Annotated in this window: 14 protein-coding genes and 1 pseudogene; 7 read left to right on the plus strand and 8 right to left on the minus strand. The window is 29.2% G+C overall.

The window, feature by feature from the left end; all coding sequences use genetic code 11:
- Window positions 1-47: 47 nt before the first annotated feature.
- Together groL and groES are read right to left on the minus strand one after the other, a co-directional pair.
- Window positions 48-1,682, minus strand: a complete 1,635-nt coding sequence (gene groL, locus IPP08_00920; protein ID QQS66772.1) for a chaperonin GroEL — start codon at window positions 1,680-1,682, stop codon at window positions 48-50.
- 146 nt (window positions 1,683-1,828) lie between these two features.
- Window positions 1,829-2,116: a co-chaperone GroES gene (gene groES / locus IPP08_00925; protein QQS66773.1), complete on the minus strand. Its 288-nt coding sequence runs from the start codon at window positions 2,114-2,116 to the stop codon at window positions 1,829-1,831.
- Window positions 2,117-2,561: 445 nt separating this feature from the next.
- Here groES and IPP08_00930 point away from each other — a divergent pair, with 445 nt between their 5' ends.
- From IPP08_00930 to umuD, 5 genes are all read left to right on the plus strand, one after another.
- Window positions 2,562-3,401 carry a hypothetical protein gene (locus tag IPP08_00930; protein ID QQS66774.1) on the plus strand — a complete coding sequence of 280 codons (840 nt, stop codon included), beginning with the start codon at window positions 2,562-2,564 and terminating at the stop codon, window positions 3,399-3,401.
- 5 nt (window positions 3,402-3,406) lie between these two features.
- Window positions 3,407-3,925: an NADH-quinone oxidoreductase subunit C gene (locus IPP08_00935; protein ID QQS66775.1), complete on the plus strand. Its 519-nt coding sequence runs from the start codon at window positions 3,407-3,409 to the stop codon at window positions 3,923-3,925.
- Between the two features lie 135 nt (window positions 3,926-4,060).
- Complete coding sequence (nuoD, locus tag IPP08_00940) at window positions 4,061-5,329, plus strand: NADH dehydrogenase (quinone) subunit D (protein QQS66776.1); 1,269 nt, start codon at window positions 4,061-4,063, stop codon at window positions 5,327-5,329.
- A 160-nt stretch (window positions 5,330-5,489) separates the two neighbouring features.
- A complete protein-coding gene (locus tag IPP08_00945) occupies window positions 5,490-6,827 on the plus strand; it encodes an insulinase family protein (protein QQS66777.1) in 1,338 nt (445 codons plus the stop codon).
- A 117-nt stretch (window positions 6,828-6,944) separates the two neighbouring features.
- On the plus strand, window positions 6,945-7,391 hold the full coding sequence (gene umuD / locus IPP08_00950; GenBank protein QQS66778.1) for a translesion error-prone DNA polymerase V autoproteolytic subunit: 447 nt from the start codon (window positions 6,945-6,947) through the stop codon (window positions 7,389-7,391).
- 20 nt (window positions 7,392-7,411) lie between these two features.
- On the opposite strand, the gene IPP08_00955 is transcribed toward umuD, so the two are convergent.
- From IPP08_00955 to IPP08_00970, 4 genes are all read right to left on the minus strand, one after another.
- Window positions 7,412-7,714: a hypothetical protein gene (locus IPP08_00955; GenBank protein ID QQS66779.1), complete on the minus strand. Its 303-nt coding sequence runs from the start codon at window positions 7,712-7,714 to the stop codon at window positions 7,412-7,414.
- 48 nt (window positions 7,715-7,762) lie between these two features.
- Window positions 7,763-8,674, minus strand: a complete 912-nt coding sequence (locus IPP08_00960) for a bifunctional molybdenum cofactor biosynthesis protein MoaC/MoaB (GenBank protein QQS66780.1) — start codon at window positions 8,672-8,674, stop codon at window positions 7,763-7,765.
- Window positions 8,675-8,723: 49 nt separating this feature from the next.
- The gene (locus IPP08_00965; GenBank protein ID QQS67803.1) at window positions 8,724-9,167 is read right to left on the minus strand and encodes a molybdenum cofactor biosynthesis protein MoaE; all 444 of its coding nucleotides are present in this window, start codon (window positions 9,165-9,167) and stop codon (window positions 8,724-8,726) included.
- A gap of 185 nt (window positions 9,168-9,352) precedes the next feature.
- Complete coding sequence (locus IPP08_00970; protein ID QQS66781.1) at window positions 9,353-9,862, minus strand: hypothetical protein; 510 nt, start codon at window positions 9,860-9,862, stop codon at window positions 9,353-9,355.
- 289 nt (window positions 9,863-10,151) lie between these two features.
- Here IPP08_00970 and IPP08_00975 point away from each other — a divergent pair, with 289 nt between their 5' ends.
- Both IPP08_00975 and IPP08_00980 read left to right on the plus strand, forming a co-directional pair.
- Window positions 10,152-10,529 (plus strand): hypothetical protein, encoded by a 378-nt coding sequence (locus tag IPP08_00975; protein QQS66782.1) that lies wholly within the window; start codon window positions 10,152-10,154, stop codon window positions 10,527-10,529.
- Window positions 10,530-10,557: 28 nt separating this feature from the next.
- On the plus strand, window positions 10,558-11,763 hold the full coding sequence (locus IPP08_00980; protein ID QQS66783.1) for a T9SS type A sorting domain-containing protein: 1,206 nt from the start codon (window positions 10,558-10,560) through the stop codon (window positions 11,761-11,763).
- Between the two features lie 222 nt (window positions 11,764-11,985).
- Here IPP08_00980 and IPP08_00985 read toward each other — a convergent pair whose 3' ends face one another.
- Together IPP08_00985 and IPP08_00990 are read right to left on the minus strand one after the other, a co-directional pair.
- Entirely contained in the window at window positions 11,986-12,354 is a 369-nt protein-coding gene (locus IPP08_00985; GenBank protein QQS66784.1) for a VOC family protein, read from the minus strand.
- A 12-nt stretch (window positions 12,355-12,366) separates the two neighbouring features.
- Window positions 12,367-12,717: pseudogene (locus tag IPP08_00990) on the minus strand (VOC family protein).
- Window positions 12,718-12,895 lie beyond the last annotated feature (178 nt).

The raw sequence follows: 12,895 nt of genomic DNA on the forward strand, positions 1-12,895 counted from the left end.
AATCAATTCAAATGAGCTTCTTAAATCTACATAAAATAATTAATCTATTAATACATGTCTCCCATTCCACCACCATGGTTATGCGGAGCAGCTGGCTCTTCTTTCTCTTTTTTCTCAACTACTGTTGCTTCAGTAGTAATTAATAGTGCTGAAACTGACGCTGCATTTTCAAGCGCTACTCTTGAAACTTTAGTTGGATCTATAACTCCCTTTTCAATCATATTACAATATTCATCATTGTAAGCATTATATCCAAAATCACCTGTTCCATCTTTTACTTTTGCAACAATAACTGAACCTTCTAATCCAGCATTTGAAACAATCTGTCGAATAGGTTCTTCTATAGCACGACGAATAATAGAAATCCCTATATTTTGATCTGCATTTTCACCTTTCAAACCATCAAGTTTAGAAACTGCACGTAAGTATGCAACTCCACCACCTGGTACAATTCCTTCTTCAATCGCAGCACGAGTAGCATGAAGAGCATCTTCAACACGAGCTTTTTTCTCTTTCATCTCAACTTCAGTTGCTGCACCAATTTTAATTACTGCAACTCCACCAGATAATTTTGCAAGTCGTTCTTGCAATTTTTCACGGTCATAATCAGAAGTTGTTTTTTCTATTTGAGATTTAATCTCATTAATTCTTTTCTTAATTTCATCACTTGTTCCAGCTCCTTCAATAATTGTTGTATTATCTTTATCAACACTAATTTTTTTAGCAGTTCCAAGATATTCAACTGTAGCAGTTTCAAGTTTGTATCCTTTTTCTTCACTTATAACAGTACCACCAGTTAAAATAGCAATATCTTCTAACATAGCTTTTCTGCGGTCTCCAAAGCCAGGTGCTTTTACTGCACATACTCGTAAAGTGCCACGAAGTTTGTTAACAACTAAAGTTGCTAATGCTTCTCCTTCTAAATCTTCAGAAATAATTAATAAAGTTTTTCCAGCTTGAGCAACTTTTTCTAAAATTGGAAGAAGATCTTTCATTGCTGAGATTTTCTTATCATGAATTAAAATAAATGGAGTTTCTAAAATTACCTCCATTGTGTCAGCATCAGTTACAAAATATGGTGATAAATAACCACGGTCAAACTGCATACCTTCAACAACATCTAAAACCGTTTCAGTTCCACGAGCTTCCTCTACTGTTATTACACCATCTTTACCAACTTTGTCCATTGCATCTGCTAATAATGTTCCGATTGATGAATCATTGTTTGCAGAAATTGTGCCTACTTGAGCAATTTCTTTTTTACCTTGAACCTCACGGCTAATTTCTTTCAAACCAATCACTATTTGAGTTACAGCTAAGTCAATACCTCTTTTTAAGTCCATTGGATTTGCTCCAGCTGTAACGTTCTTTAATCCTTCTCTAATAATTGCTTGAGCAAGTACTGTTGCTGTTGTTGTTCCATCTCCAGCTACATCACTAGTTTTTGATGCAACTTCACGAACCATTTGAGCTCCCATGTTTTCAATTGCATCTTCAAGTTCTATTTCTTTTGCAACTGTAACACCATCTTTAGTTATAAGTGGTGCGCCAAATTTCTTCTCAATAACTACGTTACGTCCTTTAGGACCTAAAGTTACTTTTACTGCGTTAGCTAATTGATCAACTCCACGCTTCATTGCTGCACGTGCGTCAGTATCAAATGTTATTATTTTAGATGCCATTTTATTTTGTTAAATTAATTTTTAAAGTTTTGAAAATGAAAAGCTGTTTTTAGCTGTTGATTTTATTAAATTTATATTGAATAAATTGTTATATAAATTCAATATCTTACTTGATATTTGATAGAATGCAGTTTTCAAAGTTTTTATTAACCAATAATTGCAAATACATCGCTTTCACGCATAATTAGGTAATCTGAACCTTCAACTGAAATTTCTGTTCCGGAATATTTTCCATAAAGTACGGTATCTCCAGCTTTAACTACTAAAGGTGTAACTTTACCTTCGTCGTTAACTTTACCAGTTCCAATAGCAACAACTTCACCACGTTGTGGCTTTTCTTTTGCTGTATCTGGAATAATAAGACCTGAGGAAGTCATCTCTTCAGCTGGTGCTGGCTTGATAATAATTCTGTCGTGAAGTGGTTTTAAATTCATTTTTGTAATTAAATATAGTTAAAGTAAAATTTATAAGTTTGTTTGGAGCTAAAACGATTCAGTTTAAAAATTATTGGCACTCTTTAAATTAGAGTGCTAATTTTTTTGAGGCACGAATATACAAAAAATAATAAATATTAAAAAAAGGAATTGAGAATTTATGTTTAATTGAGTAATTTAAATCCAGAAATTGATATAAAAGTGCTTTCTTGAATTGAAAATTTTTTAAATAATAAGATGATTCATATTAGAAATAAATCTAAATATGATTAAATTGATAATAATTATTTAAAAGTGAGCTAATAGAAGTTAAATTGAATAATAAATTATAAAAAAAATTGAATTATTAAATTATTCAAAAGTTAAGGTTGATTTAAAATACTTTAAACATAAATAAAAGTTTGGAAGTTAAAACTCAATAAATTAACTTATTTTTGCACATAATATGTATTCAGTTTCAAGAAAAATATTGGTGGGTATATTTGTTATTTGGGCTTGCTCATTTTTTCAAATAGGTGTAATAATAAATTATTATACAAGTTTAATACCTTTAAAAGTTTTTCCAAGTTTTGAACTTTGGAGGCTAGTTACTTTCCCATTAAAGTTTGAAGTATTTGGTTTTTTTATAGGCATAATTTGTTTTTCATTACCATCTGAAGAGCTTGAAGTTTTTCTTGGTAAAAAGAGATTTACTCTCCTTATAATTTCCATTACTCTTATTACTGCAATGCTAAATATGATACTCTTTTACAGGAGTAGTAATATGTTTGGAGCATTAGGAAATGTATCTATGTTCGTACTTGTAGGCTTTGTTTACTTATTCCCAAACAGCGAACTTCGTTTTTTTGTGTTCAGTTTTAAGAGTAAATTTCTTTTATATTTTGCAACAGGAATTGTTGTAATCATATCTGCTTATCTAGCCATTTACGATAAATTAATTCTACCATTCCTTGCTGAAAGTATATATGGGATTATTCTTGGTGGAGTCTATTTCCATGTTAGATATCAGAAGTATTCTCTTTTCTTAGGTCCAATCAGAAAAGTTGAAGAATTTGTTGATGGCAATCACATAGATGTGTTGTCAAGCTTACCAGTGCTTAATAACAATGTACAAACAAAAGTTCAGAATGCAAGACCAAAACTTATTCAACATATATTTATACAAACAATTCAAACTAATGAGGAAATTTTGAACGAGTTGTTAGAAAAAATTCATGAACATGGAATTGATAACTTAACTAAAGAAGAGAAAAATTTCTTAAATGATTATTCAAAAAAAATATAATATAAATGTCTAAAATCGAATTTATAGATTCTGAAATAATTCCAAAATTAATTGAAAAATTTCCTGAAATAGAATTTCAAAAAATAATTTTTAGAGAAGAGACATCTATTACAATTCCCAAGGAAGGGTTGCATACAGTAATTTCTTTTTTAAAAAGTGAGTTGGGTTTTGATATATTAAAAGATATATACTGTGTTGATTGGTATAAAAAAAATCCAAGATTTGAGGTAGGTTATAATTTATTTTCTTTAAAAGATAATCTTAGGCTTAGAATCAAAACAACATGTACTGAAGATTCACCAAGAGTAGATTCAATTTGTAATTTATATACTGCAGCAAATTGGTATGAACGTGAAGCATTCGATATGCATGGAATATATTTTAGCCATCATCCAGATTTAAGGAGAATGTATATGCCAGATGATTTTAACAATCCTTCAACAGGAGAACCTTTGTATCCTTTAAGAAAAGATTTTCCAGTAATGGGAATTCCTGGTTCATTGCCTTTGCCACAACGTGATTGATTAATTAAAAATTAAGTTATGAATTGTTACTTAGAATCGTTATTTTTTATTTGATATGGAATGTATTACTAAAAATTCATAATCAAAATTTATAAAAGAATTTAGTCAAATAAAATAAAATATTATATAATTCAATTGAATTCAACTGCAACTCTTGAACGCGTTTATGGAGAAAGACAACGCAAAATTGTTAGTAAAATATTAGATAAAAATATAACATTTACTGAACATGATCCTTTAGATAATACAATGGTATTAAATATGGGACCTCAGCATCCTGCAACTCATGGGGTATTGAGAGTGTTGCTAAGGCTTGATGGTGAAAGAGTAGAAAAATGTATTCCAGAGTTAGGGTACTTACATCGTGGTTATGAAAAACTAGCTGAGAATATTACATATCATGAATTTATTCCTCATACAGATAGGCTTGATTACTTATCGCCAATGTCTAACAATGTTGCTTGTGCATTATCAGTTGAAAAAGCAATTGGTATAAATGCCCCACATAGAGCTCAATGGATTCGAACTCTAATTTGTGAACTTGCACGTATAAGCTCTCACTTAATGGCTATGGGGGCTATGGCAATGGATGTTGGGGCTGTTACAATGTTACTCTGGACTTTCCGAGAACGTGAAAAATTATATGATATTTTTGAGAAGATTTGTGGAGCAAGATTTACAACAAGCTATAGTAGAATTGGTGGTGTGGCAAACGATTTTGTTCCTGAAGTTATTCCTATGATTAAAGATTTTATTTCTCAATTTCCCAAACAATTATCCGATTTTGAAGGACTAATTAATAGAAATAGAATATTCATGGATCGTATTGAAGGGTTAGGTGTAATATCTGCAAAAGATGCTATTTCATTAGGACTTACCGGACCTTGCTTAAGAGGTAGTGGTGTTGCTCATGACCTCCGAAGAGATGAACCATATCTTCTTTATCCTGAATTAGATTTTGATGTAATTACATATACTGATGGAGATTGTTTATCAAGATATTTGGTCCGCGGAGATGAAATGAAAGAATCAATTAAGTTAGTAAATCAACTTCTGAATATGAATCCTCAAGGTGCAATAATTGCCGATGAAGCTAAATATTCTTTACCACATAAGCAGGAAGTTTATACAAAAATGGAGGAACTTATCCATGATTTTATGCTAGTAAATTTTGGTGCAATGCCTGAAAAAGGTGAAATTTATCAAGCAATTGAATCACCTAAAGGTGAACTTGGGTTTTATATCTGTTCGGATGGTACTGGTCACCCTTGGAGAATGAAAATACATTCTCCATCATTTTGTAATCTTCAAGCATTACAAGTTATGTGTGAAGGGGCTATGATATCTGATGTTGTTGCAATTATAGGATCACTAGATCCAGTGATGGGTGAAGCTGATAAGTAAAAAATTACATTTAAAATATTATAAATTGCAATCTATAAATGGTATTTGCTTCTTACAATTCAACTATTAATGATTTGCATTTTTTTAATTCAAAATAAAAATCCTCCAATTCAATTTAATTGAAATATCAGAATTTAATTAGAAATATAAATTTGTCAAATTGAAAATATTGATAAAAGGTTTCAAATATATAATTATAGTATTTTCATTTTTCTACATTCAAAAATGTTATTCTCAAGATGATAGTATTACCATAAGGTATTCTAGGTTCTTCTTGCCTAATGATATGAGGGTAATATTATGTCCAGATAAAACATCCCCAACAGTCACAGCAGTAATGATGTATCGGGTTGGTTCAAAGGATGAATCACCAGAAAGAACAGGGTTCGCACATTTTTTTGAACACCTGATGTTTGAAGGTAGCAATAATATTAAGCATGGAGAAATTGATGACTTAATTCAAATTGCAGGTGGTACTATTAATGGAATTACAACTAATGATTATACAGTTTATTACAGTGAGCTTCCTTCGAATCAAATCAAGTTAGGTTTGTGGATAGAAGCAGAAAGAATGAAAAGTGCTCGAATTGAAGAGGCAGGAATTGAATCTCAAAGAAGAATAATTCGTGAGGAACGAAAACAATTAATTGACAACAAGCAATATGGTTTTGTAATTGAGAATATTCTTGCTTACAATGGATTAGGAACGCCATATTCTTGGGCTCCAATTGGCTCAGCACAATATATTGATAGAGCTAGAATTGGAGAGTTTCAAGACTTTTATAAAAAGTTTTATGTTCCCAATAATGCCATACTCATTTTATCTGGGGATTTTGATACTATTAAAACAAAATCTTGGGTTTTAGATTATTTTTCTGGAATTCCAAAAGGGAATTTAATTCCAAGGCAAAATTTTGAATGGAAGCCATCCACAAAGGAACTCCAAATTGATATTAAAGATTCTAAGAATGATCTCCCAGCAATTTCTTATTCTTATAAAACCATTGGCAAAAAAGATTCTGATTACATTGCAGTGGCTTTGTTATCAAAAATTCTTGTTGAAGGGAGATCTTCAAAAATTTCACAAAATCTAATATCAACTAACTCCCTCGCTTTAGATGTACAAGGGTTACCATTATTTTTTGAAAAAGGGGGTATACTTGGTATATTCGCAGTAATGTATCCTAGCACAATTTTCGAGAATATTATGCTTGAATTAGATAGAGAAATTTCGAATATATCAAATTCAGAAGTTACTGATCAAGACCTAAATAAAGCTAAAAATATGATGGAGTTTGAAATGGTTGAAGAAAGATCTAATACACTTGAAAAGTCAATTAAATTGGGTGAGCTTGATTTTTATTTTCAAAAACCTGCTTTAATAAACAAAGAAATAAGTATGATGAAAGCTATTACCAAAAATGATATTTTAAGAGTTGCAAAAAAATATTTAGATCCAGATAATAGAGTAATTCTGCGTTATAAAATGAATAAATAGAATTTTATTTATAAATTTAAAATTTTACTTTCAGTTTTTACTTTTAAGTTGATATTAGTAATCATTTGTAAATATTTTTTAAAAAGATAGTTTAAAAAGGTAGTGTAACTTAATAACATGTTAAAAAAACTTTACAGTACATCGACGATAGATTTTTATACAGCAAATGTAGATACAAAATTAATGCTACCATTAGCTGAACGCATTAGTGCGGGCTTCCCAAGCCCAGCTGAAGAATATCTTGAACTTGCTATTGATCTTAACTTAGAACTTGTAAAAAACCCTAGCTCAACTTTTTATGGTCGTGTAAGAGGACAATCAATGCGAGATGCTGGAATTTATGAGGGTGATATTCTAGTGATTGATAGGTCTTTAACTCCAGTTGATGGCTCAAAAGCTGTTTGTTATATTGATTCAGAATTCACGCTCAAAACACTCCGTGTAAACGCAAAAGGAGTATGGCTTATGCCAGCAAACACTGATTATGAGCCAATAATAATTACTGAAGAGAATGATTTTTCTGTCTGGGGAATTGTTACCTACATAATTCATAAAGCTAGATAAAGCTTTATGATTATGTTATATTATTTATTCCAAAAATTTGTGAGTAGAATTATAACAATTCCAAAAATTCCTAGTAAGGAAACAAAAAACAAAAAATCAGCCATTTGTTCTAATTTAAATTCCCATTTTATATTTTCAGATTTAACAGATAAAAAAGATAACCCAGAAGAGATTGTTAGTAGTAATGCAATAATGGAAGCAAATTCGTCTAAGTAATTACTTTCAGTTTGATTGGTTAAGTGTAATGATGTTATTATAATCAAACAGAAACCAAGTAAGTTTGTTGAGGTTCCTAAAATATGTTGTGAAGTTTTGTTTGCCAATTTTTATTATCAAATTAATTTAATCAAATATTTTTTAAAAATATAAAATCAATAATGATTTTCCATATTCATTACATTGAACACATGAAGTATATATGGAAAAAGAGCATTCATGCTTTCTTGTGCACCTTTTGTTGAGCCAGGAAGTGTTAGTATTAATGAGCCCTTAATCATTCCTGCAACACCTCTAGATAACATACTGTATGGTGTTCTCTCTTGACCATAACTCCTCATAGTTTCCTCAATTCCAGGAATTTTTCTATCAATTAAAGGTAAGATAGTTTCAGGTGTAAGGTCTCGTGGGGATAGGCCAGTACCACCGGAAAAAATTATCAAATTTATTTTATCATCAACAAGACTTAGAGTTTTATTTTTAATAAGCTTAGGTTCATCTGGTATAATTGAATAATCTTTAATATTAATTTTTAATGATTCCAACATGCTTATAATTGCTTTGCCAGCAAAGTCAACTTTTTTACCAGTTGATATTGAATCTGAACATACAACCACTGCAGCATTTAAACCCATCATAAACTTTCCATTAAAATCAGTTTTACCACCTTTTTTCTCTAACAATTTAATTGAATTTATTTCAATACCTTTATCAATTGGTTTGAGCATATCATAAGCTGTTAAAGCAGCAATTGATGCTCCATGCATTGCTTCAACTTCAACACCAGTTTTATAAATAGTTTTAACCTCAACTTCAATAATTATCTCTAATAACTCAATCCAAAAATTAACAGAAGCAAATTCTATTGGTATTGGATGACAATCTGGGATTACATTGCTTGTATTTTTTATTGCAAGCAATGCTGCGGCTTTTCCTATTTCAAATACATCACCTTTAGGTACTAACTTATTTAATATAGTTTCTACAGTTGATTGACTACTTAGCCTTACAATTGCTTGAGCTTTAGCATAACGAAGTGTTTTAATTTTATTTATAATATCAACCATAAATCATTTCATTACTAGATTATTTTATTGTTTTCTACTTTAAATTTCTTTACTTATTTACTTTCCAAGAATGATTTTCATCATCAAATATTTCCTTACCCCAAACTTGCAAATTAGTTTTTATAAGCTCAACCATTTCAGCACAAGCTTCAGTAGCATGCTTCCTATGAGCTGATGAAGTGAATACAAATAAATTTATTTCACCAGCATAAATTTTTCCTAGACTGTGATAAACGTGCATACAAGTTAATTCATATTTCCCAAAAATAATTTCACGTAAATTATAGTACTCTTTTTCAGCCATTTCTTTAAATGCTGTAAAATCAATTGCTTGAACAATTCTCCCATTAATTTCATCACTTCTAATTTGACCTAAGAAAATTTGATGAGCTCCAATGTTCTTTTTAATACTATGTTTTGCTATAGATTCTGCTATGAAGTTTGGAGTAATTGCTCCATCAATAAATATTTTTTTTGATTTTTCTTCTGAAATTTTCATTTTGTAAATTAGATATTATTGAAAATACTAATTGAGTTAAAAACTTGGAAATTAATTTATTAATGTAGAAATTGCTTATGATTCTAAGAGTGAATAAAATACTTTATATAAAATTATATATTATTACATAAATATTTGTAATTAACTAATTAACTAAAAAAATGAAACATCTTAGATTTTTATTTATTACTTTGGTGCTCAAATATTTTTAGAGTTTCATCAATCAAGTCTGAGATTTTAATAAAATTATTTGCTAAGTTGGAGATAGTTCTTTCGATTTCTAATTTGTTATAATTAACCCATCCTTCCATTAATGTTAATGGACCGAAATTAACACTTACATTTTCCCATTCATGTTTGAAAGCATTGAATTTTGACCTAAAATTTGAAGCAAAATCTCTGCTTGAAATTGAATAACCTTTTAAATCCCTGAGTTTAAAAGCATGAATATTATAAAACAATTTATCATTGAGAAGAGTTTTGTTGCTAACCCAAACAGAAAAAAAAATTCTAGTATTAGCATTTAATGGATCACTAAAATTATTACCCCATTCTTTTTTATATAATTTCAAAAAAACGGAGTCCAAATAAATACCAACACTAAAATCTATTTCTAATTTTGTAAGTTCTGAACTGTTTAAAAGATTTGTAGAATTTTGAAAAACTTTTAAGAAATGATTAATGTTCATTTGATTAGAATTTATTAATTAAATTTTTGATTAATCATGAAATCTAAAAAATAGAATATTGATTTTTTTCAAACAATAAACTACGAGTATTATGTAGTTTAAAAAACATTTATTTATAATTGTCAATTTGCAAAGTATTTCAAATTTAATTTAGAGAAGTTTAATTAATAAAATGTATTAACAAAAATCAGTAAATAAGTTTTCGTATTGATTAGTCAATATAGTACATTCTAATTTCAAGAAATTTTATAACTTGAAATTTAAATTATAACAATTGTTATTCATAGAAATGAAATTTAAATTAAATTACCTAATCCATTATAATAATATAGTTTTGTTTGTATTATTAATACAGTTTTGTTATTCATGTACAAATAACACAAAGGTTTTAGATGCTCAATTACCTTGTGAAAATTTAGATTCGAAGTACTCAAGTTCTATTAAAGTAATAATTAATTCAACTTGTATGAATGCAAGGTGCCACGATGGTGCTGGAGTAGCCCCAACAAATTACGCAACTTATGAGGGGCTTATGGTTTCAGTTAATTTAGGAACTTTTAAGAACCGAGTTTTAGAGAAAAAAGATATGCCAGTAAATTTGTCATTATCTGATTTAGAGCTAAAAAAAATTAGCTGTTGGTTAGATGATGGTGCTAAAAATAATTAATATATGTTATCAAAAAAAATCAAAAAAAATGAATAAATTTGTTGTTCTACTTTCAGTAATCTTGACTCTAAATATATCTTTATATGGACAAGGTAAATGGATTCAAAAGGCTAATTTTCCAGGAGTTGCTACTCATGAGGGAGTAGGATTTACTATAAATGGGAAAGGTTACATTGTTGGTGGTACAATTAAATATCCAAATTGGACTAATGAAGTTTGGGAATACAACCCAAGCAATGATAGTTGGATTAAAAAATCTAATGCTCCAATTGATGGATTACGCGAGCCTGTGGCTTTTGTTATTGGAAACAAAGCATACATAGGGACAGGAATGAATGGAACTTCACTTATAAATGATTTTTGGGAATATGATCCAGCTATAGATAAGTGGACAGTAAAAACAAAATTTCCTGGAACCCCAAGAAGGGATGCAATTGGTTTTGCAATAGATAACAAAGGTTATATTGGATTAGGAAGTGATTCTAAAGTAAAAAATAATGATTTATACGAATATGATCCACAATTAGATAAATGGATAGTAAAAGCAAGTTTGCCTGCATCAATACGTGATGCTTCAATTGTGTTTACCTTAGGGAATAAAGCATATTTAACTACAGGGAGAAATGGATCATCGGTCTATAATGACTTATGGGAATATGATGCCATCAATAATAAATGGTCACAAAAATTAAATTATGCTGGAGTTGCAAGGTCTGAATCTGTTTCATTTGTAATAGGATTATATGCGTTTGTAGGTTTAGGACATACAGGTGGAGCAGTTGACTTTTGGGCTTACAATCAATTGAAAAATAGTTGGACTGTTGCAACTAATTTCCCAGGTGGAGAACGTTTCGAATCTGTATCATTTTCGATTGGTAATAAGGGTTATGTTGGGTTAGGATCTGTAGTAGGGAAAGGGCTTCAAAATGACTTTTGGGAGTATGACTTAGGCACAACAGACTTAGATGAAATTAACATTCAAAAAGATGAGTTTTCAGTTTATCCAAATCCAATTAGTAATTATTTAAATCTATTATTACCCTCAAATGATATAAAACAACTTGAGTTGACAATTTTTGATGTTAATGGTAAAGAAGTTTTTAAAAAACAATTTGTTAATTTTTCAATTATGGAAAAACTTAATATACCTGAATTTGTAAATGGAGATTATTTTGTTCAAGTAGTAACATATAAAGGGAAAGTGTTTAATAAAAAAATATCTATTTTGAAGTAGCTTATAAAACTTTAAATTGTTTGTGCTATTTTAATAAGTTCATTTTAGAATTAAAGTTAAAAAACCTTCCAAATATTATCTAAAAAAATAATTGGAAGGTTTGGATAATTTTTAAAAAAACTCAGATAAAATCATAATATAATAGCAATCATATGTATAAAATGAAAATTTAAATATTTTTAAAATTATAATTGAAGTTTTTATTCCAAAATTAATAAAAAACTATTTAGTTGAATGAAGACCAATTTTATTCCCCTCTGTATCAGTAAAATAAGCCATGAAGCCGTTTGAACCTATAAGGGTTTTAGATAATATGATACTACCACCTGCAGATTCTACTTTAGATAAAACTAAACTTAAGTCTTCTCCACCATTTAAATAAACTAATGATCCATTAATTGATGGCTCATAACCATCTCCTTCAATAATACAACCACCAATACCGTTTTGCATATCAGCAGGAAAGAATGCAGATTTCATACCCATGCCTTCCATTACTTGCATTTCACAACTTAATATTGTTTCGTAAAAACTTTTAGCTCTTGCGAAATCTTTTACTGGGATTTCGAACCAGTTAATAGCATTTTTCATTATGTATTAATTTTAAGAATTTATTAAAGTAGCAATATCAAATTTAGTCATTTTTAAAAACGCTACAATAACTTTTTGACTTTTTTCTGGATTTGACATTAACTGACCAAGTATTGTTGGAACAGTTTGCCAAGAAATTCCATGTTGATCATCTAACCAACTACACTGATTATAAACTACATCTTTACCTAAGTTATCCCAATAATAATCTATTTCTTCTTGAGTATCACATTCAATAACAAATGAAGTTACAGGTGAGAATTTATATTTTGGACCACCGTTTAAACCCATGAATTTATTTCCATTTAATTAAAAAGTAACAACTAGAGGATTTTCTGATGTTACTCTAGAATCTTTAAAAATGGAACAATAGTAATCTGCTGCTTCTTTGGCTTTTCAATCAAACCATAAATAAGGATAAATTTGTTTGTTCACAATGAAAGTTAAAATTAAAAATTAATTTGATTCAAGCAAAAAAGGTTTCGTAAATATTGAGTTCATAAAATGGATGTAAATTATTGAATTAATTGATTAAGTAATA

Source organism: Chlorobiota bacterium (assembly GCA_016700335.1).
In the GTDB taxonomy this organism is placed as follows: Bacteria; Bacteroidota; Ignavibacteria; order OLB7; family OLB7.